The sequence below is a fragment of the Microbacterium sp. cf046 genome, assembly GCF_900114345.1.
Taxonomy (GTDB): domain Bacteria; phylum Actinomycetota; class Actinomycetes; order Actinomycetales; family Microbacteriaceae; genus Microbacterium.
Genome location: NZ_FOZJ01000002.1, coordinates 825,287 through 847,709, shown reverse-complemented (window position 1 = coordinate 847,709; position 22,423 = coordinate 825,287). Strand labels below are relative to the sequence as shown.

General features: G+C 68.9%; 20 protein-coding genes. 13 read left to right on the top strand and 7 right to left on the bottom strand.

Annotated features, from left to right (window positions below; all coding sequences use genetic code 11):
* Positions 1–32: 32 nt before the first annotated feature.
* Together ettA and BM349_RS10270 are read left to right on the top strand one after the other, a co-directional pair.
* Complete coding sequence (gene ettA / locus BM349_RS10275) at positions 33–1,715, top strand: energy-dependent translational throttle protein EttA (RefSeq protein WP_091706762.1); 1,683 nt, start codon at positions 33–35, stop codon at positions 1,713–1,715.
* Complete coding sequence (locus tag BM349_RS10270) at positions 1,708–2,220, top strand: acyl-CoA thioesterase (protein ID WP_175525263.1); 513 nt, start codon at positions 1,708–1,710, stop codon at positions 2,218–2,220. Before ettA ends, BM349_RS10270 begins: the two co-directional genes overlap by 8 nt.
* A gap of 9 nt (positions 2,221–2,229) precedes the next feature.
* Here BM349_RS10270 and BM349_RS10265 read toward each other — a convergent pair whose 3' ends face one another.
* Positions 2,230–3,090, bottom strand: a complete 861-nt coding sequence (locus BM349_RS10265; RefSeq protein WP_091707242.1) for an acyl-CoA thioesterase — start codon at positions 3,088–3,090, stop codon at positions 2,230–2,232.
* Between the two features lie 116 nt (positions 3,091–3,206).
* Here BM349_RS10265 and BM349_RS10260 point away from each other — a divergent pair, with 116 nt between their 5' ends.
* A complete protein-coding gene (locus tag BM349_RS10260) occupies positions 3,207–3,887 on the top strand; it encodes a DUF8185 domain-containing protein (RefSeq protein ID WP_091706761.1) in 681 nt (226 codons plus the stop codon).
* Here BM349_RS10260 and BM349_RS10255 read toward each other — a convergent pair.
* From BM349_RS10255 to pepN, 4 genes are all read right to left on the bottom strand, one after another.
* A complete protein-coding gene (locus BM349_RS10255; RefSeq protein WP_091706760.1) occupies positions 3,884–5,554 on the bottom strand; it encodes an FAD-binding dehydrogenase in 1,671 nt (556 codons plus the stop codon). The two genes, BM349_RS10260 and BM349_RS10255, sit on opposite strands and share 4 nt — an antisense overlap.
* A 27-nt stretch (positions 5,555–5,581) precedes the next feature.
* On the bottom strand, positions 5,582–6,037 hold the full coding sequence (locus BM349_RS10250; RefSeq protein WP_091706759.1) for a globin: 456 nt from the start codon (positions 6,035–6,037) through the stop codon (positions 5,582–5,584).
* Positions 6,028–7,119: a mechanosensitive ion channel family protein gene (locus BM349_RS10245; protein ID WP_091706758.1), complete on the bottom strand. Its 1,092-nt coding sequence runs from the start codon at positions 7,117–7,119 to the stop codon at positions 6,028–6,030. The genes BM349_RS10250 and BM349_RS10245 overlap by 10 nt, the downstream gene beginning before the upstream one ends.
* A gap of 63 nt (positions 7,120–7,182) precedes the next feature.
* Positions 7,183–9,726 (bottom strand): aminopeptidase N, encoded by a 2,544-nt coding sequence (gene pepN, locus BM349_RS10240; protein WP_091706757.1) that lies wholly within the window; start codon positions 9,724–9,726, stop codon positions 7,183–7,185.
* Between the two features lie 141 nt (positions 9,727–9,867).
* Between pepN and BM349_RS10235 the strand changes: the two genes are divergently transcribed.
* The 7 genes from BM349_RS10235 (at position 9,868) to BM349_RS10205 (ending at position 17,255) form a co-directional block, all read left to right on the top strand.
* The gene (locus tag BM349_RS10235) at positions 9,868–10,413 is read left to right on the top strand and encodes a ribose-5-phosphate isomerase (protein ID WP_091706756.1); all 546 of its coding nucleotides are present in this window, start codon (positions 9,868–9,870) and stop codon (positions 10,411–10,413) included.
* Positions 10,413–11,411: an Fpg/Nei family DNA glycosylase gene (locus BM349_RS10230; RefSeq protein WP_091706755.1), complete on the top strand. Its 999-nt coding sequence runs from the start codon at positions 10,413–10,415 to the stop codon at positions 11,409–11,411. The genes BM349_RS10235 and BM349_RS10230 overlap by 1 nt, the downstream gene beginning before the upstream one ends.
* A 20-nt stretch (positions 11,412–11,431) precedes the next feature.
* The gene (locus tag BM349_RS10225; RefSeq protein WP_091706754.1) at positions 11,432–12,067 is read left to right on the top strand and encodes an FMN-binding negative transcriptional regulator; all 636 of its coding nucleotides are present in this window, start codon (positions 11,432–11,434) and stop codon (positions 12,065–12,067) included.
* Between the two features lie 26 nt (positions 12,068–12,093).
* Positions 12,094–13,566, top strand: coding sequence for an amidohydrolase (locus BM349_RS10220; protein ID WP_254773869.1), 1,473 nt, complete (start codon positions 12,094–12,096; stop codon positions 13,564–13,566).
* Between the two features lie 77 nt (positions 13,567–13,643).
* Positions 13,644–15,200 carry a multicopper oxidase family protein gene (locus tag BM349_RS10215; RefSeq protein WP_091706752.1) on the top strand — a complete coding sequence of 519 codons (1,557 nt, stop codon included), beginning with the start codon at positions 13,644–13,646 and terminating at the stop codon, positions 15,198–15,200.
* Positions 15,190–16,578, top strand: coding sequence for a sensor histidine kinase (locus BM349_RS10210; RefSeq protein ID WP_254773814.1), 1,389 nt, complete (start codon positions 15,190–15,192; stop codon positions 16,576–16,578). Before BM349_RS10215 ends, BM349_RS10210 begins: the two co-directional genes overlap by 11 nt.
* Before the next feature lie 20 nt (positions 16,579–16,598).
* Positions 16,599–17,255, top strand: coding sequence for a response regulator transcription factor (locus BM349_RS10205; RefSeq protein WP_091707241.1), 657 nt, complete (start codon positions 16,599–16,601; stop codon positions 17,253–17,255).
* A gap of 58 nt (positions 17,256–17,313) precedes the next feature.
* Here the strand turns inward: BM349_RS10205 and BM349_RS10200 are convergent, their stop codons facing one another.
* Positions 17,314–17,799 (bottom strand): Dps family protein, encoded by a 486-nt coding sequence (locus BM349_RS10200; RefSeq protein WP_091706750.1) that lies wholly within the window; start codon positions 17,797–17,799, stop codon positions 17,314–17,316.
* Positions 17,800–17,976: 177 nt separating this feature from the next.
* On the opposite strand from BM349_RS10200, the gene BM349_RS10195 reads away from it, so the two are divergent.
* The 3 genes from BM349_RS10195 (at position 17,977) to BM349_RS10185 (ending at position 21,423) form a co-directional block, all read left to right on the top strand.
* Positions 17,977–20,121, top strand: a complete 2,145-nt coding sequence (locus tag BM349_RS10195) for an acyltransferase family protein (RefSeq protein WP_091706749.1) — start codon at positions 17,977–17,979, stop codon at positions 20,119–20,121.
* Positions 20,122–20,200: 79 nt separating this feature from the next.
* Positions 20,201–20,737: a gamma carbonic anhydrase family protein gene (locus tag BM349_RS10190; protein WP_091706748.1), complete on the top strand. Its 537-nt coding sequence runs from the start codon at positions 20,201–20,203 to the stop codon at positions 20,735–20,737.
* Positions 20,738–20,856: 119 nt separating this feature from the next.
* The gene (locus tag BM349_RS10185) at positions 20,857–21,423 is read left to right on the top strand and encodes a Pr6Pr family membrane protein (protein WP_091706747.1); all 567 of its coding nucleotides are present in this window, start codon (positions 20,857–20,859) and stop codon (positions 21,421–21,423) included.
* A gap of 10 nt (positions 21,424–21,433) precedes the next feature.
* Here the strand turns inward: BM349_RS10185 and BM349_RS10180 are convergent, their stop codons facing one another.
* Positions 21,434–22,336, bottom strand: coding sequence for an alpha/beta fold hydrolase (locus tag BM349_RS10180; protein WP_254773813.1), 903 nt, complete (start codon positions 22,334–22,336; stop codon positions 21,434–21,436).
* Positions 22,337–22,423: the final 87 nt, after the last annotated feature.

Sequence of the window (22,423 nt, the reverse complement as noted above, 5' to 3'; positions counted from 1 at the left end):
CCGTGCCGGCCGGCCCGTAGACTGGACAGGTTATGGCTGATTACATCTACTCGATGGTGCGCGCCCGCAAAGCGGTCGGCGACAAGGTGATCCTCGACGACGTCACGATCGCTTTCCTGCCCGGCGCGAAGATCGGCGTCGTGGGTCCGAACGGTGCCGGAAAGTCCACGATCCTCAAGATCATGGCCGGACTCGACACCCCCAGCAACGGCGAGGCGAAACTCAGCCCCGGCTACAGCGTCGGGATCCTCATGCAGGAGCCCGAGCTGGACGAGCACCTGACCGTTCTGGAGAACGTGCAGCAGGGCGTCGGTCCGATCAAGGAGAAGCTGGACCGGTTCAACGAGATCTCGGCACTCATGGCCGACCCGGATGCAGATTTCGACGCGCTCCTGGCGGAGATGGGCACCCTGCAGGAGGCGATCGACGCCGCAGATGCATGGGATCTCGACTCCCAGCTCGAGCAGGCCATGGATGCCCTGCGGACACCGCCGTCGGAGGCCCTCGTGAGCAACCTGTCCGGTGGCGAGAAGCGCCGAGTGGCGCTGTGCAAGCTCCTGCTCCAGAAGCCGGACCTGCTGCTGCTGGACGAACCGACGAACCACCTGGACGCGGAGAGCGTGCAGTGGCTGGAGCAGCACCTGGCCAAATACCCCGGTGCCGTGCTCGCCGTGACACACGACCGATACTTCCTCGACCACGTCGCGGAGTGGATCTGCGAGGTAGACCGAGGTCGGCTGTACCCGTACGAGGGCAACTACTCGACCTACCTGGAGAAGAAGCAGGAGCGCCTGCAGGTGCAGGGCAAGAAGGACGCGAAGCTCGCCAAGCGGCTCGCGAGCGAACTCGAGTGGGTCCGCAGCAACGCGAAGGGGCGCCAGACCAAGTCGAAGTCGCGCCTCGCACGCTATGAGGAGATGGCGGCCGAGGCCGACCGCACCCGCAAGCTGGACTTCGACGAGATCGTGATCCCTCCCGGTCCCCGGCTCGGACAGCTCGTGCTCGAAGCCAAGAAGCTCCAGAAGGGGTTCGACGGACGCAGCCTGATCGACGGGCTGAGCTTCACGCTTCCGCGCAACGGCATCGTCGGGATCATCGGCCCGAACGGCGTCGGCAAGACCACGCTGTTCAAGACGATCGTCGGTCTCGAGCCGCTCGACGGCGGCGATCTGAAGGTCGGCGAGACCGTCGACATCTCGTACGTCGACCAGAGTCGCGGCGGCATCGATCCGAACAAGTCGCTCTGGGAGGTCGTCAGTGACGGTCTCGACTGGATCCAGGTCGGGAAGGTCGAGATCCCCTCGCGCGCGTACGTCTCGCAGTTCGGTTTCAAGGGCCCCGATCAACAGAAGAAGGCGGGAGTGCTCTCCGGCGGCGAGCGCAACCGGTTGAACCTCGCGCTCACGCTCAAGCAGGGCGGCAATCTGCTGCTGCTCGACGAGCCCACGAACGACCTCGACGTCGAGACGCTCGGCAGCCTCGAGAACGCGCTGCTCGAATTCCCCGGCTGCGCCGTGGTCATCACGCACGACCGTTGGTTCCTCGACCGCATCGCGACGCACATCCTGGCCTACGAGGGCACCGAAGAGGACCCCGACCAGTGGTACTGGTTCGAGGGCAACTTCGAGGCGTACGAGGAGAACAAGATCGAGCGGCTCGGTCCCGACGCCGCCAAGCCCCACCGTTCGACCTACCGCAAGCTCACGCGTGACTGACGACCCGTCGACGGACCCGGCCGCTGCGCCGGGCCGACGACTGCACATCCCGATCCACCTGCGGTGGGGCGATCTGGACGCGTTCAACCACGTGAACAACGCCTCGATGCTGAAGATCCTCGAGGAGGTGCGCGTGCGCGCGTTCTGGCGGCCGGCCGCCGACGAGGACGCACCGCCGACCGCTGTGCTCGACTCGGGGATCGACGCGGGAGTGCTCACGCTCATCGCCCGCCAGGAGATCGAGTACCTGCGGCCGGTGCCGTATCAGCGCAATGCGCTCGATGTGCAGCTGTGGTTCGGCAAGATCGGCGGATCGAGCATCGAGGTCTGCTACGAGGTGTTCAGCCCGATCAGCCCCGTCGGCCAGGAGCTGTACGCACGCGCGTCCGCCGTCGTCGTGATGGTGGATGCCGCGACCGGGCGACCCGTGCGCCTCACCGCCGAGCAGCGCTCGGCATGGGGTCCGTACCTCGGCGAGCCCGTCGTCTACGCCCACCGGCGCTGAGCGTTCCGCTCAGGCAGTGTCGCCTTCAGGAGGCGGAACGCGGACCATGATCTCCTGTGCGACGCTGGCCAGCAGCATCCCGTCCCGGGAGTAGATGCGGCCGGTTGCGAGGCCGCGGCCGCCTCTCGCGCTCGGAGACTCCTGGACGTACAGCATCCACTCATCCACACGGCCGGGCCGGTGCCACCACATCGCGTGATCGAGGCTCGCGACCTTCAGCCCGCGGGTCGCCCAGGACACCCCGTGCGCGCGCAGGATCGACTCCTGGATCGTCAGGTCGCTCACGTATGCGAGCACGGCGCGATGGATGCGCTGATCGTCGGGCACCGTTCGCCGGGTGCGCATCCACACCGCCTGACTGGGAACCTGCTCGCCTTCGACCGTGAGGTAGATCGGCGACGGGATGTGTCGCAGATCGACCGGGCGATCGAGGAAGAGTCGCTTGGTCATCGGATGCAGCCCGGCGAGGTGGTCCTCGAGATCGGGAAGCCCTTCGGGTCCGGGCACGTCGGCGGGTGCGTCGGACTGATGCTCGATCCCGGGATCCTCGTCCTGGAACGACGCGATCATCGAGAAGATCGGCACCCCCTCCTGGAACGCCTGCGTGCGCCGGGTGGAGAAGGAGCGGCCGTCGTGGATGCGGTCGACGGCGAACGTGATGCCCTTCGACGCGTCGCCCGGTCGCAGGAAATAGCCGTGCATCGAGTGCGCGGAGCGGCCGTCCGGAATCGTGCGCTCGGCGGCGACGATCGACTGGGCGAGCACCTGGCCGCCGTACACGCGGCCGAGCGGCATCGACTGCGAGACCCCGGTGAAGATGTCCTCGGTCGTGCGCGCGCCGGACTGCGACAGATCGAGCACGGCGAGCATCGATGCCACCGGATCGGGATCGGGCGTGAAGTCGTCGGACTGGGGGGCGTCGGTCACGGCTGCTCCGGTTTCGTCAGCGGGCCGGTGCCTCGCCGATGCTTGGTAGTTTAGGGCGGATGTCGCAGCGCCTGATCTTCGCCGACGCTGCCGCGGCAGCGGACGCCCTCACGTTCGCCGGACGGTCGGTGCGCGTCGGAGACGGCGCGATTCGGCTTCGCGCCGCGGGCGGGACGCTCACGATGACATCCGCGCCGTTCGCACCGCGCGGGCTGCTTGACGCCACCCCGACGGTGCTCGCGATGCGCGCGCTGCCGGTGGATCCGGAACTCGAGTGCGACCTCGTCGTCGAGGCCTCCGGCCTGGTCGGCGTCTCCGACCATTCAGCGCAGCTGCAGCTGCCGGAGACCGCGCTCTCACCTGCTTGGGCGGCAGTCTCGCCGCCTCGCGGCGGCTGGGTGTCGACGGGGAGCCTCGCGGCCTCCGTCCTCGCTGCCCGAGCGCAGTGGGGGATCAGCGCGGTCGCGGAGTCGATCCCGCAGAACCCCGGTGAGGATGCAGTGCGCGCGGTGCGCGCGGCGGTGTGGGGCGTTCCGGACGATGCGCTCGGAGGCCTCCCATTGGGTGTGGCCTTCGCGGCCTTCACGCTCGGCTTCATCGTCGGCGAAGAGGATGCGCCGGTGCGCACGTCCGGTTCGTGGACCCGGGTCACACTCCGCCGGGGTCACATCATCGTCCGCGGTCCGGCACGGGTCGGTTTGACCGCGGTGCGTCAGACCGGACCGACGCCAGAGGGCTAGACGGCCGCGGCCGCCGCCCGACCCGCCGTGCGACCCGAGAAGAGGCAGCCTCCGACGAACGTCCCCTCGAGCGCGCGATAGCCGTGGACCCCGCCGCCGCCGAAGCCGCTCGCTTCGCCGGCGGCGTACAGGCCGGCGATCGGCTCGCCTCCGGGCGCGAGCGCGCGCCCGTCGAGATCGGTCTCGATGCCGCCGAGCGATTTGCGGGTGAGGATGTGCAGCTTGACCGCGACGAGCGGACCGGCCTTGGGATCGAGGATGCGGTGCGGCACGGCCGTTCGCACGAGCCGGTCGCCGCGGTACGAGCGGGCGGAGCGGAGCATCGCGATCTGGGCGTCCTTGGTGAAGTCGTTGTCGACCTCGCGGTCGCGCGCCTCGACCTCGAAGCGGACCTGTTCAGCATCCAGTGCGTCGCCGCCCGGCAGCGCCTTCATGCCCGCGATGAGGTCATCGAGGCTGTCCCGCACCACGAAGTCCTCGCCCCGGTCCATGAACGCCTGCACCGGGCCCGCGGCGCCCTTGCCGAGTCGGGACTTCATCAGCAAAGGGACGTCCTTGCCGGTCAGGTCCGGATTCTGCTCGCTGCCGGAGAGCGTGAACTCCTTCTCGATGATCTGGCGCGACAGCACGAACCAGGAGTGATCGTGGCCGGTGGTGCGAAGGTGCGCGAGCGTGCCCAGCGTGTCGAAGCCGGGGAAGAGGGGCACGGGCAGGCGGCGCCCGGTGGCGTCGAGCCACACCGAAGACGGCCCGGGCAGGATGCGGATGCCGTGCATCGGCCAGACCGGATCCCAGTTCTGAATGCCCTCCACGTAGTGCCACATGCGGTCGCCGTTGATGAGGCGGGCACCGGCGCGCTCGGTGACCTCGAGCATCGCGCCGTCCACATATGCGGGGACACCCGTGATCATCGAGGCGGGCGGGGTCCCCAGGCGGGCGGGCCACTGCTTGCGCACCAGATCGTGGTTTCCGCCGATGCCGCCGGACGAGACGATCGTGGCACCGGCCGTGATCTCGAACGAGCCCACCACCTCGCGCGACGTGGCCGTTCCGCGGGCGGCGCCCGACGGTGCGAGGATCTCGCCCGCCGCGCCGCTCACCGCGCCGTCTGCGGTCAGCAGGGCGGTCACGCGGTGACGGGGGAGGATCGTGACCAGCCCGCGTGCTTCGCCGTCCTCGACGGCGGCCTGGAACGGTGCGACGATGCCGGGGCCGGTTCCCCACGTGATGTGGAAGCGCGGCACCGAGTTGCCCGGCCCGGTCGCCGTGTATCCGCCTCGCTCCGCCCAGCCGACGACCGGGAAGAAGCCGACGCCCTTCTCGCGGAGCCACGCGCGCTTCTCGTGATGGGCGAACTGCAGGTACGCCTCCGCCCAGCGCCGCGGCCAGGCATCCTCCTCGCGGTCGAAGCCGGCGTTGCCGAACCAGTCCTGATGGGCAAGCTCGAAGGAGTCCTTGATGCCCATCCGTCGCTGTTCCGGCGAGTCGATGAAGAACAGGCCGCCGAAGGACCACCAGGCCTGCCCACCGAGATTCGTGCGCGGCTCCTGGTCGACGATGATCACGCGCTTCCCGGCCGCGACTGCCTCACTCGCCGCGACGAGTCCGGCCAGGCCCCAGCCGACGACGAGGATGTCTGCGGACTTCGTGAGAGGGGATGCGGGCATTTGCGACTCCTTCGTCGACGGGGGAGATCAGTGCGGGGACGGCGGCGAGAGCGGGAAGGAGGTTGCGGCGCGCCCGTCTGCGGCCGGTCCGATTCCGCTGGGCTCGAATGTGTTGACCATCGCGAACGCGGCGCGCTGGAGGTAGTCCCACAGCGTCGCGTCCTGCAGCGGTGGCAGGGCGAGTTCGTCGACCGCCGCGCGCATGTGCGCGAGCCAGCGGTCGCGAGCGTCCGGGTTCACGTGAAATGCCGCGTGGCGCATCCGGAGTCGAGGGTGACCGCGCTCCTGACTGTAGGTGGACGGCCCTCCCCAGTACTGCTCGAGGAACAGGGTCAGGCGCTCCTTGGCCGGAGCGAGATCCTCCTCCGGGTACATCGGACGCAGCACCGGGTCTTCCGCGACCCCGCGGTAGAACGCATCCACCAGGCGGACGAACGTCTCGTGACCGCCGACCTCGTCGTAGAAGCTGATGCTCACGCGGATCCCTCGGGGGACTCGGGTGAATCGTTGCTCTCCTGGTCCTTCGGCGTCTTCTTCGGCCGCCAGACCGGGCGCTCCGGGGGAGGGGGAGCGGTCGTGATGGTCGTGGGCTTGGTCTTGGGCGGATTCGCTCCGCGCACCCGCTGGGCGCCCTCGAGGCCGCTCAGCGTGATCGAGTTGAGCTGCGGCAGCGTCAATCCCATCTCATCGACCGAGTTGAGCACGCGCATGCGCAGTTCGCGGGCCACGTCGTCCTTCGCGTTCGCGCGGGTCTTCATCACGAGCCGGATGACCAGTGCATCGCCGGAGACGGACTCCAGCCCCCAGACCTCCGGCTTCTCGATGATCCGAGTGCGCCACTTCGGGTCTTTTGCGAGGTCCTTCATCGTCTCGAGCATCGTGTTCTCGACGAGCCCGATGTCGGTGCCGATCGGGAGCGCGAGATCCACGATCACTCGCGACCAGCCCATCGACATGTTCCCGATCCGCAGGATCTCGCCGTTGCGCACATACCAGAGGGTGCCGTTGACATCACGGACCGTGGTGATGCGCACGCTCACGTACTCGACGATTCCGGTCGCCAGACCGAGGTCGACCACGTCCCCGATGCCGACCTGATCCTCGGCGACGATGAACATCCCGTTGAGCACGTCCTTGACGATGTTCTGCGCACCGAAGCCGAGTCCGGCGCCGATCGCGGCGGTCAGCAGGGTCAGCGAGCCGAGGGCGCTGGGAGCCAGCAGATTGATGATGAGCAGGAACGCGACGATGACGATCGACACGTTGACGATGTTCTGGAGGATCGATCCCAGGGTGCGGGTGCGCTGAACGAGCCGGATGGCCGCCAGCGGCGAGCGCTCCAGCGCCTGGGTGTCATCGACGTTCGCCTTGTTCTTGGCGCCGTTGACGATCCGGCGCACGACCCGACGGATCACGAGCTTCAGAATCCAGCTCAGAAGGAACGCGCCGATGATGATCCCGGCGACCACCAGGAGGTTGAGTCCGATGGCGCCGAGGACCCCGACGGTCTGGCTCCAGAGGGTCGGTTCGGGCGCGACGGCTGTGTTCAGGAGTGGTCCGATCATCGTCACGATCCTAACGACGGATGCCGCGAACCACCTGGGCTCGCGGCATCCGTGCGGTGCTGCCTACGAGGCGTCGCGGTCCTGAACGGCCAGTGCGCGCTCGACGCCGGCGAGGTTCTCCTCGACCAGGCGCCGCAGCGCGGGCGCGGCATCCGCGTTCTCGGCCAGCCATGCGCGGGTCGCGTTGCGCAGCTCCAGGTTCGCCAGCGGAGCGGGATAGAGGCCCACGATGATGTACTGCGCGATCTGGTACGACCGCGAGTCCCAGATCGGCAGCAGCATCTCGAAGTACGGCTTCACGAACTCGCCGAGCTGCCCGACGGTGGCCGGATGCTGGAAGCCGAGCGCCGTGGAACGGACGATGGTGTTCGGCTGGTCGTCGCGCTCGATGATCGAGTCCCACGCGGCGAGCTTCGCCTCCGCGTTCGGGATCGACGCCTTCGCCTGCGCCGCGAACTCGCCGCCCTTGGCCGTGTTGTCGGCGGCCAGGGCATCCTCGATGGCCTTGGCGTCGGCGACCCCGCCCGCTGCGAGCGAGATGAGCAGCTGCCAGGACAGATCGGTGTCGACCTCGAGTCCCTCGAGGGTGATCTCGCCGTCGTGCAGGGCCTGCACGATCGACCAGTGCTCCGGCGTGGACGCCGCGGTGGCGAACGCGGTCACGAACTGCAGCTGACTGTCACTGCCCGCCTCCGCCGCCTGTGCGAGGGCCCAGAGGCCCTCGGCGACCTTCGCACGGGTCGCGTCGCGCTTCTCCGGCGCAACGTAGGAGTTCGCCGCGAGCTGGAGCTGGGCGAGGGTCGTGCGAACGGTCGTCGATTCGGTCTCGCGCCCGATGTTGCGCAGCACGAGATCGACGTAGTCGCTCGGCGAGGCTTCGGCATCCCGCGTCTGATCCCACGCCGCGCCCCACACGAGTGAGCGCGCGAGCGGGTCGGCGATGCCGCCGAGATGCTCGATCGCGGTCGCCAGCGAGCGCTCGTCGAGCCGGATCTTCGCGTACGCGAGATCCTCGTCGTTCAGGAGCACGAGATCCGGGCGCTTGTGCCCCTTCAGCTCGGGGACATCGGTGCGGTCGCCGTCCACGTCCAGCTCGACGTGGTGCACGCGCTCGAGCGCGCCGTCGGTCACGTTGTAGAAACCGACGCCCAGGCGGTGCGGCCGGATGGTCGGGTAGTCCGCGGGCGCTGTCTGGGTGATCGCGAAGCGCGTGATCGTTCCCGTCGCATCCTGGTCGATGACCGGCGAGAGCGTGTTGACCCCTGCCGTCTCGAGCCATTTCTTCGACCAGGTCCCCAGTTCGCGGCCGCTGGTCTTCTCGAGCTCGGAGAGGAGGTCGGACAGCTCGGTGTTGCCCCACTCGTTCTTCTTGAAGTACTCCGCGACACCTGCGAAGAAGGCCTCGATCCCGACCCAGGCGGCGAGCTGCTTGAGCACAGATCCGCCCTTGGCGTAGGTGATGCCGTCGAAGTTCACCTGGACGTCTTCGAGGTCGTTGATCTCGGCGACGACCGGGTGGGTGGAGGGCAGCTGATCCTGGCGATACGCCCAGGTCTTCTCCATCGCGTTGAAGGTGGTCCAGGCCTCCGTCCACTCGGTGGCCTCGGCCGTCGCGATGGTGGATGCCCACTCGGCGAACGACTCGTTCAGCCAGAGGTCGTTCCACCACTTCATCGTCACCAGATCGCCGAACCACATGTGCGCCAGTTCGTGCAGGATCGTGACGACCCGGCGCTCCTTGATCGCGTCGGTCACCTTGCTGCGGAACACGTACGACTCGGTGAAAGTGACCGCGCCCGCATTCTCCATCGCGCCGGCGTTGAACTCGGGGACGAAGAGCTGGTCGTACTTCGCGAACGGGTACGGGTAGTCGAACTTCGCCTCGTAATAGGCGAAGCCTTCGCGCGTCTTGTCGAAGATGTAGTCGGCATCCAGGTGCTGCCACAGGCTCTTGCGTCCGTAGACGCCGAGCGGGATGACCCGGCCGGACGCGCTGGTCAGCTCCGAGAAGACCTCCTCGTACGGACCGGCGATGATCGCCGTGATGTAGGAGGAGATCGGCGGAGTCGGCTCGAAGCGCCAGGTCGCGCTGCCGTCGCCATGCTTCTTCGGCTCGGGGGTCGGGGAGTTCGAGACGACCTTCCACGGCTCCGGCGCCGTGACGGTGAACTGGAACGTCGCCTTGAGGTCGGGCTGCTCGAAGACGGCGAAGACCCGACGGGAGTCGGGCACCTCGAACTGCGAATACAGGTACACCTCGTCGTCGACGGGATCGACGAAGCGGTGCAGCCCTTCGCCCGTGTTCGTGTACAGGCAGTCGGCCTCGACGATGAGCTCGTTCTCCCGCTCGAGACCGGTCAGGGCGATCCGCGAGTCGGCGAACGCACTGATGGGCACCTCGCGGCCGTTCAGCGTGATCGAGTGGACCTCGCGGGCGATCAGATCGATGAAGCTGTCGGCACCCTCGGTCGCCGAGAATCGCACGACGGTGCGCGAGCCGAAGACTTCGGCGCCCCTGGTCAGGTCCAGGCCCACCTCGTAGGAGTGGGTGTCGACGATCGCGCGGCGCTGCTGCGCCTCGATGCGGGTGAGGTTCTCTCCAGGCACTGCTTCTCCCGATGTGTAGGGGGGTTCGGATGTCACGAGACCGGCGGGTGGCCGACGCTGGCAACCTCCCCAGCCTACGTCAGCGCTTCGACGGTCCGTCGGTCGCGAGCCCGCGGCCGACGGCTTCTCTAGGATCGACGTATGCGCATCCACATCGCGACCGACCACGCCGGCCTCGAATTCTCGACGCAGCTGCAGCACCACCTCGCGGGCCAAGGGCACGACGTCGTCGACCACGGGCCGCTGGATTACGAACCGCTCGACGACTACCCGGGGTTCTGCATCCGGGCCGCGCAGGCGGTCGTCGCCGACCAGGAGGCCGGTGTCGAAGCCCTCGGCGTCGTGTTCGGCGGCTCGGGGAACGGCGAGCAGATCTCCGCGAACAAGGTGCGCGGCATCCGGGCGGCGCTCGTGTGGAGCATCGCGACCGCCGAACTGGCGCGCGAGCACAACGATGCGAACGTGATCTCGATCGGCGCGCGCCAGCACACGTTCGACGAGGTCGCGACCTTCATCGACCGGTTCATCGCGACGCCCTTCTCGAACGAGGAGCGCCACGTGCGCCGGATCGCGCAGATCGCCGCGTTCGAGGACGACGGCACGCTCGCCGCCGACCCGAGGGCGAAGAGCGCTCGACCCGACGTGCTCGCGGACGACGACAGCTCGTTCGACCCCGAAGCCGGCTGATGCCCGAGGGGCATTCCGTCCACCGGATCGCCCGGCAGTTCGACCGCAACTTCGTCGGGCGCACAGTGGCGGCATCCAGCCCGCAGGGACGCTTCGTGGAAGGCGCGCGGATCATCTCCGGCCGCACCGCAACCGCCGTGCGCGCCGTCGGGAAGCAGATGTTCCTCGAGTTCGACGACGATCTCTGGCTGCGAGTGCACCTCGGGATGTACGGAGCATGGGACTTCGCCGGGGAGATCATGGTCGACCCGACGATCGCGTCGGCGAACGGCCGGATGGGTCAGACCAACCAGCGGGGAACGGATCTGGATGCCCCCATCCTCGATGACGCCGGCGAGAACTCGCTGACCTCTATCGGCGCCCCGCGTCGCGCGCGGGTGCACGTGCGGATGTCCGAGCAGACCACGGGCCTCGCCGACGAGGGGGACGATTGGCCACCGCCGGTCGTCGGCCAGGTCCGGTTGCGGCTGCTCACCGCGTCGACATGCGCCGACCTGCGAGGGCCGACTGCGTGCGAGCTCCAGACCCCCGACGAGGTCGCCGCGACGATCGCGAAGCTGGGACCCGATCCGCTCGTCGACGACGTGACGGAAGGCGAGGAGCGGTTCACCGCCGTCGTCCGGCGGAAACCGACCCCGATCGGTCAGCTGCTCATGGACCAGAGCGTCGTCAGCGGCATCGGCAACGTCTACCGTGCGGAACTGCTGTTCCGGGCGCGCCAGAATCCGCACACGCCGGGGCGCGACGTGCGCGAGGAGGTCGTTCGCCACCTCTGGCGCGATTGGGTCGCGCTGCTTTCGATCGGGGTCGAGACCGGTCAGATGATGACGATGGACGATCTCGATCCGGACGCCTACCGAGCGGCGATGGCCAGCCGCGACGATCGCCACTGGGTCTACCACCGCGCCGGTCTGCCCTGCCGTGTGTGCGGAACCGCCATCGTGGTCGAGGAGATGGCGACGCGGAAGCTGTATTGGTGCCCGAGGTGTCAGGCCTGACGCTCTCGTAGTCTTGGATCATGCGCCAGAACCCGAGCTTCGCCATGACGGATGTCGCGGAGCTGCGTCGCCTCGTCGACCTGAATCCGTGGGTGACCCTCGTCAGCAGCACTCCCGAGGGGCTCGTCGCGTCCCATTACGCGGTCCTGCTCGATCAGGAGCGCGACGATCTGACGATCGTCGGCCATGTCGGCAAGCCCGACGACATGGTCCACGGGCTGGGGGAGCGCGAGCTGCTGGTCGTCGTGCAGGGTCCGCACGGCTACATCTCGCCCGGGTGGTACGGCGATGTGCAGAGCGTGCCGACCTGGAATTTCGTCTCGGCGCACTTGACCGGCGTCCCCGAGATCCTCCCGCCCGAAGAGAACCTGCGGGTGCTCGACCGCCTGGTGACCCGATTCGAGGGGCGGATGGCGGAACCGCGCATGATGTGGGAGCGACCGAACGATCCCGCGTACGTCGAGCGGCTGGAGCGCGGCACGGTCGGATTCCGGCTCACTCCGAGCCGCGTCGTCGCCAAGCGCAAGCTGAGTCAGAACAAGTCGGCCGAGGTCGTGGAGACCGTGATCGCCGAGCTCAGTGCCGATGGGCCGTACTCGAACGCGGCGCTCGCGCGCGAGATGCGCCGTGCGCACGACGCCATGGCCCGCCCGTGACCGCGATCGGCACAGCCGTCGGCACGATCACGAACGCCCGTGTCGGCGGCGCCGGCCGGGATCTCCTTCCCACGGATGGACCGGTCGATGTCCACCTGGATGACGGGCGCATCGCGGACATCGCGCCCGCGGGTGCCCTCCGCCCGCGCGGCGAGGTGCTCGATGCCGACGGAGGGTGGCTCATCCCCGGCCTGTGGGACCACCACGTGCACGTGGTGCAGTGGGCCCTCGTCGCACAGCGCGAACCTCTCGGCGCTGCGGAATCCGCGGCCCATGCCGCCCGGATCATGGCGGACGCTCCCGTGCAGGCCGACGCCCGGCGGGTGGGCACCGGCTTCCGCGACGCGTTCTGGAGCGACGCGCCGAGCCTCGAGATGCTCGACTCGGCCACGGGTGAGACCCCGACGTACCTGATCAACGCCGACGTGCACAGCGTCTGGCTCAACAGCGCAGCGCTGCGCCGTGAGGGCTTCGAGCCCGACGGCGTCGGCATCCTCCGGGAAGGCCCGGCCTTCGAGATCTCTCGGCGCCTCAACGACATCGACCCGACCGTCGGAGACGCCCTGGTCGCGCGGATGGCGCGGGATGCGGCATCCCGCGGCATCGTCGGACTCGTGGACCTGGACATGGCGTGGAACGAGTCCGCCTGGACGAGGCGACTCGCTGCCGGGTTCGACACGCTGCGCGTCGAGTTCGGCATCTACCCGGAATTCCTCGACCGTGCGATCGCCGAGGGCCTCCGCACCGGCGATGCCGCGCGGGGCGCCGAGTCCGATCTCGCCCGCGTGGGGTCGCTGAAGGTGATCACCGACGGCTCGCTCGGCACGCGCACAGCGGCATGCTCCCACGGCTATCCCGGCGATCCGCACAATCACGGCGTGCTGGCTGTCGACCCGGTGATCCTGCGCGAGCTGATGACCGCGGCGACGGGCGCCGGTCTGTCGTGCGCGATCCACGCGATCGGCGATCTGGCCAACTCGCACGCGCTGGATGCGTTCGCACTCACCGGTGCGGTCGGGACGATCGAGCACGCGCAGCTGGTCGCCCATGCCGACATCCCGCGGTTCGCGCGGCTGGGCGTCGGCGCGAGCGTGCAGCCCGAGCACGCCGTCGATGACCGCGACCTCACCGATTCGATCTGGGCCGACCAGACAGCCCTTCCGTACCCGCTTCGCTCGCTCGCCGACTCCGGCGCCAACCTGCTGTTCGGCTCTGACGCGCCAGTCTCCCCGCTGGACCCTTGGGCTGCGATGGCGGCGGCGGTCTCCCGCACCCGCGATGGGCGCCCCGCCTGGCGCCCGGAGCAGAGAGTGGATGCCGCGACCGCGCTGGCCGCGTCGACGCACGGCGGTTCGACCGCGGCGGCGACGATCGAGCCCGGGGCGATCGCCGACCTCGTGCTCTGCGACACCGACCCTCTGAGCGTCGACGGGACACGGCTCCGCGCGATGACGGTGACGGCGACGCTGCTTGCCGGCCGGGTGACGCACGCGGGCTGAGGTCGGGGGATAACCCCCCACCCGATCGGGGTGTGCGTCGGATGCCGCGCCGTGCCCGCGCTGACGACGCTTGAGGTATGGCCTCGACCCTGCTCGTTCCCCCCGCGCCTCCGGCGCCTGTCGCACCGCGACGCCGCCGGCGCGGCGGCGTCATCGCCGCCCTCATCGCCGTCCCGCTCGTCGCCCTGCTCGCCGGTGGAACGGTATGGGTCATCACGCAGACGGGCCGCGCGACGCCACCCGCACTCGGCAGCGTCCGATTCGTGAATCCCGTCGGCATTCCGCCGTTCGCGCTATCCCGTGTCGAGGACGGCGTCCGCGTGTTCGAGCTGGAGGCTGCGGCGTCGGAGTCGGCATTCGTCGACGGCGGCGCGACCCCCACGCTGGGCTACAACGGCCCCTACCTGGGTCCGACGCTCATCGCCGAGCGTGGCGAACGGGTGCGGGTTGACGTCACCAACGGACTGGACGAATCCACGTCGGTCCACTGGCACGGAATGCACCTGCCGGCGGCGGCGGATGGCGGGCCGCACACCCCGATCGCTCCGGGTGCCCGCTGGGAGCCGGAGTGGAGGATCGACCAGCCGGCGTCGACCCTCTGGTATCACCCCCACCTGCACGGCCGTACGCGGGAGCAGGTCGACGCGGGGCTGGCCGGCCTGTTCATCGTGCGGGACGTCGAAGAGTCTGCGCTGGCACTGCCGCGGGACTACGGCGTCGACGACTTCCCGATCATCGTCCAGGACCGCTCGTTCGCGGCCGACGGATCGTTCGCCGGCGGCATCGGCATGCAGTTCGACGGCGTGCTCGGCGACACGATCCTCGTCAACGGCACGGTCGGCCCCTACCTGGACGTGACCACCGAACGGGTGCGGCTGCGGCTGCTCAACGCGTCCAGCGCACGCATGTACGACTTCGCGTTCGGCGACGGGCGCTCGTTCGACCTGATCGCGACCGACGGCGGACTCCTCGAGAGTCCGGTTCAGTCCACTGCGGTGCCGCTCTCGCCTGGCGAGCGCGCCGAGATCGTCGTCGAGCTGGAACCCGGCGAGCGGGTCGCACTCATCTCAGACGCGCCGGACCCGGCATTGCATGCCGGATCCGCATCCTTCGACGTGCTCGAACTGCGTGCAGCGGCATCCCTCACGCCCTCGCCGGAGGTGCCCGCGCACCTGACGACCCTTCCCTCCTCGGATGTCGGATCAGCCGCGGCCGAGCGGTCGTTCGTCCTTTCGGGCCACGACATCAACGACCGGCAGATGGAGCTCTCGCGCGTGGACTTCGTCGTGACCGTGGATACGAGTGAGGTGTGGACCGTCCGCAACGACAACCCGCTGCCGCACTCGTTCCATGTCCACGACACGCAGTTCCGGGTCGTGAGCATCGACGGCGCTGAGCCGCCGCCGCGCCTTGCGGGGTGGAAGGACACGATCGCGCTCGAGGGGAGCCGTTCGTATCGACTGCTGGTGCGGTTCGACGACTACGCCGATCCGACGACGCCGTACATGTACCACTGCCACCTGCTGTGGCACGAAGACCAGGGCATGATGGGACAGTTCCTGGTCGTCGAACCTGGGCAGCAGCCCGCCCTGAACACCGACGAGGGAGAGAACGATGACCGCCATGACCACTGAGCAGATCCGCACGGAGGCGCCGACCCGAACCGGGTGGGCCGCCTACGGTCGCGAATGGAAGCTCGTCCCCGGCCGCGCGCTCTACCTGATCCTCGCGTTCGCCCTCGCGATGACGGCCGTGAGCGTGCTCGCCGGACTGTTCTGGACCGGCGTCGGACTGCTGATCCTGATCGTCGGCCTGCCGATCATCATGCTCTCGCTGTTCGTCGCCCGCGGATTCGGGCTGGCCGACCGGTACCTCCTCCTGCTCACCGGGCTCCCCGAGATCGCGGAGCCCGAGTGGGACCGCGAGGTCACCCGCTCCGAGGGGTTCTGGGCGACGATCAGCAGGCCGCTTCGCAACGGTCATTACTGGACGTACCTCCTGCACGGCATGATCGTGAGCCCCATCGTGAGCACGGTCACCTTCGCGCTGACCACCGTGTGGCTGAGCGTCAGCCTCGGCGGACTCACCTTCTGGTTCTGGGGCGCCTTCATCCCGCGCGGTGACGGCACCGGCGAGTGGGGCCAGTACGTCTCGGCCGCGATGCCATGGCTGTTCGGCGGATGGTCGAGCTTCACGGTGGAAGTCACCCTGTACCTGATCGCCGGCGTGATCTTCGCGGTCACCCTGCCGTGGGTCATGAGCGGACTGGCCAGGTTCCAGTACCTGATCGCCCGCGGGCTGCTCGGGCGCTGGGCGAGCGACGACCTCGCCGCTGAGGCGCGGGCCGAGGCCGCTGCGCGCACGTCGGCCGTGCAGGCGGAGAGCGCTGGGCTGCGACGCCTGGAACGTGACATCCACGACGGTCCGCAGCAGCGCCTGGTGAGGCTGCAGCTGGACCTCGCGGCGCTGGAACGCCGCGCCGCGGCCGGTGACACGGAGGCTGCCGCCGAACTCGCTCGCGAAGCCCAGGGTCACGCGAAGGCGGCCCTGGACGAGCTGCGCGCGCTCTCGAGCGGAGTCGCACCGCCGCTGCTGCAGGATCGCGGGCTCGCGGCCGCGCTGGCGGGCGTCGCCGCGGCGAGCGCGCTGCCGGTCTCGCTCGACATCGATCCCGCCGTGGATGCCGCCGTGCCCGCCGAGGTCGCGCGCACCGTGTACTTCGTGATCGCGGAGCTGATCACGAACGCCGTGAAGCACGCCGGGGCGTCCGCGGCGACCCTCAAGGTGTCGCTGCGCCCGGGCGAGACCCCGCCGATGCTCGACGTGTGGGTGGTCGACAACGGACGCGGGGGAGCGCACATGGTTCCCGGCCACGGCCTCGAAGGACTTCGAGATCGCATCGCGGGCCTGCGCGGGGTGCTCGTGGTCGACAGCCCGCTCGGCGGACCGACGGCGGTGGGCGTGCACATCCCGCTCGCGTCCACGATCGCCGCGGCGCCGGCGACGGCGTGACCGGCCCGTATCCTGAGTGGATGCCCGGGCAGCAGCTGCGGATCGTCCTCGTCGAGGACTCCGTGCTGCTGCGCGAGGGGCTCGTGCGGCTGTTCGACGAGGCGGGGTACGTCACGGCCGGCGCATTCGGCGACGCGGATGACATCGTGGCTCGCGTGCGGACTGCCGAGGCGGATGTCGCGATCCTGGACGTGCGGCTTCCTCCGTCGTTCCGCGACGAGGGCATCAAGGCGGCGCTCCTCCTGCGCGCCGAGGTGCCCGAGCTCGGCATCCTGGTGCTGAGTCAGTACGTCGAGGGCGTGTATGCGCGTGAGCTGCTCGCGGCAGGCGACGGCGGGGTCGGCTACCTCCTCAAGGATCGGGTCACCTCGCTCGATGAATTCACGGATGCCGTGCGCCGCGTGCATGAGCGCGGAACGGTGCTCGACCCGCTCGTCGTGCAGGGACTGCTCGCCAGTCGGCCGAATCCGCTCACGGCGCTCACTCCTCGCGAGCGCGACGTGCTCGAACTGATGGCGGAGGGTCGCAGCAACGCGAGCATCGCCGCGCGACTGTTCATCGGCGTCGGCGCGGTTGAGAAGAACGTGAGCGCGATCTTCGCGAAGCTCGGGCTCGAGGAGTCGGCGACGGAGCATCGGCGAGTGCTGGCTGTGATCGCCTACCTGCAGCGCGACTGACCGCCCGGGACCACGAACGCCCCCGACCAGCCGGACGGGGGCGTTCGTGGTGTCAGGGCTACTCTGCGAGGTGGGCGAACAGGAACCAGCGATCCTTGTCCAGCGCCTCCCGGATCGTGATGGCGACGTCCTGGCTGGCAAGGTCCACCTCGTCGAGGCCGTCGATCGCGGCCTTCACGTCGACCAGGACGGTGTCCATGTCGGCGATCACGCCGCGGATCATGTCCTCCCACTGCGTGAAGCCCGCGGGCACCTGCGTCTTGGCGGCCTTCTCGGCGACCGTGGAAAGCCGCGCGTCGATCGGGAGGCCGAGAGCGACGATGCGCTCTGCGGCGAGATCGGCGCCATCCTGAGCGTGCGCGACGATCGAGTCGAGCAGCTCGTGGATCGCGATGAAGTTCGCGCCGCGGACGTTCCAGTGCGCCTGCTTGCCGTTGACGGCGAGCGCCTGAAGTCCGATCGCGACCGGAGTGAGGAATTGGGCCGTGCCAGCGGCGACCGTCGGGTCGGCGGCTGTCGCGGGGGTGGTCTGCGTCTTGGTCATCGTTTCGCCTCCATCTGGGCAGTTCGTGCTCGGCACCGTCTGCCTGCCTGCTTCAACGCTACTCAGCCGCACGCATTCCGCAAGGAAGCACAGGCTGGGCTAACCAAGAGCACGGCAGTCTGCCCGGTTGCGACGGGTCGACTTCGGATGCCGGGGCCCAGCGGCTAACGTCGAGGGGTGCCCTCCGCCGACCACGACCTCGGACCGCAGCACCTGAGCGAGCCCAGGCGGCTCGTGCGGCAGGAACCGATCGATCGTTCCCCTGAGCACGCCGAGCCTTCGCGCTTCCTCCCGCACGTTCAGGGTGTGCGCGCCATTGCCGTACTGGCCGTCGTGCTGTACCACTTCTGGCCCGCCCGCTTCTCGGGCGGATATGTCGGCGTCGACATCTTCTTCGTGATCTCGGGCTTCCTGATCACCGGGCACCTGATGCGCGAGCTGACCGCGACCGGGACGGTTCGGCTCGGCCAGTTCTGGGCGCGACGCGCACGGCGCCTGCTGCCGGCATCCCTGCTCGTCCTGCTGTTCTGCGCGCTCGTCGCGATGTCGCCGTATCTGACGCCCACCTCGGCACTCCCGAACGAAGTGCGCGAGATCCTGGCGTCGACGTTCTACATCGAGAACTGGTACCTCGCGCTGAACTCCGCCGACTACCTCAACCACGCGGGCGACCCGACGACTGTGCAGCACTACTGGTCGCTGTCCCTCGAAGAGCAGTTCTACGTCGTGTGGCCGTTGATCATGCTGTTGGCGGCGTGGGCGGCGGTGAAGTGGTTCAGGGGCGCTCGGCGACGCGCGGTGATCGTCACCCTCGGCGTCGTCACGGTCGTGTCGTTCATGTTCTGCGTGCTCTTCACGATCACCAACCCGGCGCCGGCGTACTTCGTCACCTTCGGGCGGATGTGGCAGTTCGGCGTCGGGGCGATGGTGGCGCTCATCCCGGCTCTGCGCATCCGGAACGCGCTCGGCAGCTTCCTGCTGGGGTGGGTCGGCGTCGCGGTGCTCGTCTTCGTGATCTTCACCTTCGACGGTCAGACCCCGTTCCCGGGGTACATGGCAGCAGTCCCCACACTCGCGGCCGCGGCCGTGATCGCGGCATCCAACACGGAGCGGTGGTGGTATCCGACACGCGTGCTTTCGCTGCGCCCCGCGCAGTTCGTCGGCGACATCTCCTATTCGCTGTACCTGTGGCACTGGCCGTTGATCATCATCGCGCCCTCTGTGCCCTTCTGGGGCCTGACCATCTACCACCGGGTCGCTCTCCTCGGGATCTGCTTCGTCCTGGCCTGGCTGACCAAGAGATTCGTCGAGGACCCGGCACGCGGCTGGAAGCTGCTCACGTCGCGCCCCGCGCGCGTGACCCTCTGGTCGTCGCTCGCCGCGATGGTCGTGGTCGGCAGCACCGCGGGGATCGCGTGGGCGGTCAACGCCCCCGCCTACAACGACGGCGTTCGGGCGATCGCCGAGCTGCGGGAGAATCCGCCGGACTGCTTCGGCGCCGCCGTGGTGCTCGACCCGACATGCGCGGGCACCGAGTTCGGCGATACGATCCTGCCCGCTCCCGGGTTCGCCGGCGTCGACCGGCCGGTCGACGAGCAGTGCTTCGTGCAGCTCAACGACTCGCGGCCGGTGTCCTGCGAATTCGGGTCGGACGCCCCTGATGCACCGCGAGTGGCGCTCATCGGCGACAGCCACGCCTATCAGCTGCTCACGACCTTCCAGCAGATGGCCGATGAGAACGGCTGGCACCTCACCACGTATTTCAAGGGCGCGTGTCCCTGGAGCACGACCGCGCTCGCCACCCCGGGCGCGTTCGGGGCAGCCTGCACCGAGTGGCGAGGCGGTGTCAGCGCCGCCCTCGCCGACACCGACCTCGACGCGGTGTTCACCGCTGCGATCGCGACCACTCCGTACTCGTCCGCGGGCTACGAATCGCCGCATGACGCGGCAGTCGCCGGCTATCGCGGTGCCTGGAGCGAGGTGCTCGATCGCGGCATCCCCGTGGTCACCGTCGTCGACAACCCGGTCTGGGAGACCGACCCGAACAAGTGCCTTCGAACGCGCGCGATCAGCGAGTGCGACGGGGCGCGGACGCAGCTGCTCGTCGCGGACGACCCGCTCAGGGATGCCGCGGCCGGCCTGTCCGGCGTCACCCTGCTGGATTTCACCGATGTGTTCTGCGGCCCCGACTCGTGCTCTCCGGTGGTCGGCGGCGCGAACGTCTATCGAGACCAGGACCACCTGACCGTCACGTTCGTCGACACCCTCGCTCCCTGGTACACCGCGGCGCTCAGCGCGGCGCTCCAGGGCTCGGGTTCCTAGCAGTCCGCGGCGACGGCCCCGGTGCCCGCGACACGTCGCCTGATCCGCCCGCGGCCCCGACCGGCGGTAAGTTCGGATCATGACGATCGCCGAGGGAGCCTCCGTCCTGTCCGCGGCCGGCCGCACTCCGGTCATCGACCCCAGCGCGTTCATCGCGTCGGGTGCACGCGTCGTCGGTAGTGTGACGCTGAGCGAAGGCTCGAGCGTCTGGTACAACGCGGTCCTCCGCGCCGACGGAGACACCATCACGATCGGCGTCGGCAGCAACCTCCAGGACAATGTCTCCGTGCACGTCGACGCCGGGCGTCCCGTCGTGATCGGCGAGAACGTCTCGGTCGGTCACAATGCCGTCGTGCACGGTTGCACGATCGGCGACGGATCACTCATCGGCATGGGTGCGGTCGTCCTCAGCGGCGCACTGATCGGATCCGGATGCCTCATCGCGGGCGGCGCGGTCGTGCTCGAAGGCGCCGTGATCCCGTCCGGGTCGCTCGTCGCGGGTGTGCCGGCGAAGGTGCGACGGGAGCTGACGGACGACGAGCGCGCCGGCATCCTGCGCAATGCCCAGGCGTATCGCGCGCACGTCGCGGAGCACGAGCAAGCCCGCCCCGCCTAGGCCGCCGTCGGATCGATCGGCCGTAGATCGGGCCGATCACGAGTCGCACCGCAGCCATCGCGTTTCGCCTGTTCTTCGCCGCACTCTCGCTTGCCGCGGTCGGCACGCAGCTGTTCGCCGTGCACCTGGCCAAGGGCTACGACGTCGTCAACTTCTTCAGCTACTTCACGAACCTCTCGAACATCATCATCAGCGTCGTGTTCATCATCAGCGCGGTGCGGCTCGTCCGCGACCGGACGCTGGTCAGCTCCGCCGACGTCGCCATCCGCGGCGCGGCGGTCGTCTACATCGTCTTCGTCGGCCTCGTGTTCAACACGCTGCTGCGCGATGTCGAGCTCGGCGACCTGATGCCGTGGGTCAACGTGGTCTGCCACTTCGTCCTGCCCATCGCCGGCCTCATCGATTGGCTCGTCTGGCCGCCTCGGCGCCGCATCCCCATCGCGACGGCGTTCTGGTGGCTGGTCTTCCCGGCCGTGTACGTGGTCTACTCGCTCATCCGCGGTGCGATCACCGGGTTCTACCCGTATCCGTTCTTCAACCCGGCGGCGGTCGGAGGATACGCCGGAGTGGCGCTGTACTGCGCCGGAATGCTCGTCGGATTCCTCGTGCTCGCTCTGCTGATCCGCTGGGCCGGGAACGCCCTGGGCGCGCGGCGGGACGCGAAGGCCCACGCAGCCGCGTCCTGACGGCCGCGCGCTAGTCCTCCTTGGCCGCAGGGTGATGCGCGCCGCGGTGGATCTCGAAGATGCGCGTCTGCACCGAGCCCGGCAGACCGACGATGGGCCGATCCTCCATGAACAGGCGGATGAGGTGTGCGAGCTCCTTGGGGTGGCTGAAATTGATCGCGTGCGCGGCGCCTTCGAGCACGACGAGGAGGATGTGGTTCTCCTCCTGCGAGGCGACCTCCTTGATGCGCGCAGGGCCGGGCAGCAGCGGGTCGCGCGTGCCGAGCACCACCATCGTCGGAATCCTCAGCTGCAGCAGCCGCTCCAATGACGGGTACTGGGTCAGCGCCTTGAACATCTTGAAGGTGCTGGGCACCCCGAACCTCAGGTAGTCCGGCGTCGCGACGCTGATCATCTTCCGCGGTTCGCGTCCGCCGTCCTTCGCCAGCTGGCTCATCGCGCGCCGCAGCGGCTGATTGTGGATGCCGCCCGCGGGGGAGACCAGCACTGCGCGTTCGATGCGCTCGGGGTAGTGATGGGCGAACTCGACGATGACCGGGCACCCCATCGAATTGCCGACCAGACTCGTCTTCTCGATTCCGCGGTCATCGAGGAAGCGCGCCGCGGCGTGGGCGAGGTCGGGGACATCCAGCGCCGCCCCCTGCTTGCCGCTCCGACCGAATCCGGGAAGGTCCGGGACGAGCGTGTGGAACTCGTCAGCGAGGAGCTCCGCCGTGGGCAGGAGGTATCGACCGGAGAGGCCGAACCCGTGGAGGTGCGTGATGACCGGCGCCTCGGGCGGGTTGGTCGATTCGCGGTAGAAAACGTCGACGCCGTCGACGATCGTCCAGCGTTCCGCAAGCGCGGACGCCGGGCGTCGCGGCGTCATCCGGGCCCGATGACGGTACGACGCCTTCTCGGGGTTCTTGACCATCGCGATCTCCCTTCCCACACGACGTCGCTGATCCATGTGGAACGTCGCAGACCATGCGAACGATGTCAAGAGTGCCGCGCGCAGGCG

What these genes read in the sequence shown, in the direction of transcription:
- BM349_RS10205 (WP_091707241.1), top strand. Translation starts at nt 16,599, where the DNA reads ATGCCCGGGCAGCAGCTGCGGATCGTCCTCGTCGAGGACTCCGTGCTG.
- BM349_RS10225 (WP_091706754.1), top strand. Translation starts at nt 11,432, where the DNA reads ATGCGCCAGAACCCGAGCTTCGCCATGACGGATGTCGCGGAGCTGCGT.
- BM349_RS10235 (WP_091706756.1), top strand. Translation starts at nt 9,868, where the DNA reads ATGCGCATCCACATCGCGACCGACCACGCCGGCCTCGAATTCTCGACG.
- BM349_RS10190 (WP_091706748.1), top strand. Translation starts at nt 20,201, where the DNA reads ATGACGATCGCCGAGGGAGCCTCCGTCCTGTCCGCGGCCGGCCGCACT.
- BM349_RS10200 (WP_091706750.1), bottom strand. Translation starts at nt 17,799, where the DNA reads ATGACCAAGACGCAGACCACCCCCGCGACAGCCGCCGACCCGACGGTC.
- BM349_RS10180 (WP_254773813.1), bottom strand. Translation starts at nt 22,336, where the DNA reads ATGGTCAAGAACCCCGAGAAGGCGTCGTACCGTCATCGGGCCCGGATG.
- BM349_RS10255 (WP_091706760.1), bottom strand. Translation starts at nt 5,554, where the DNA reads ATGCCCGCATCCCCTCTCACGAAGTCCGCAGACATCCTCGTCGTCGGC.
- BM349_RS10230 (WP_091706755.1), top strand. Translation starts at nt 10,413, where the DNA reads ATGCCCGAGGGGCATTCCGTCCACCGGATCGCCCGGCAGTTCGACCGC.
- BM349_RS10260 (WP_091706761.1), top strand. Translation starts at nt 3,207, where the DNA reads ATGTCGCAGCGCCTGATCTTCGCCGACGCTGCCGCGGCAGCGGACGCC.
- BM349_RS10265 (WP_091707242.1), bottom strand. Translation starts at nt 3,090, where the DNA reads ATGCTCGCCGTGCTCGATCTGTCGCAGTCCGGCGCGCGCACGACCGAG.
- BM349_RS10210 (WP_254773814.1), top strand. Translation starts at nt 15,190, where the DNA reads ATGACCACTGAGCAGATCCGCACGGAGGCGCCGACCCGAACCGGGTGG.
- BM349_RS10215 (WP_091706752.1), top strand. Translation starts at nt 13,644, where the DNA reads ATGGCCTCGACCCTGCTCGTTCCCCCCGCGCCTCCGGCGCCTGTCGCA.
- ettA (WP_091706762.1), top strand. Translation starts at nt 33, where the DNA reads ATGGCTGATTACATCTACTCGATGGTGCGCGCCCGCAAAGCGGTCGGC.
- BM349_RS10245 (WP_091706758.1), bottom strand. Translation starts at nt 7,119, where the DNA reads ATGATCGGACCACTCCTGAACACAGCCGTCGCGCCCGAACCGACCCTC.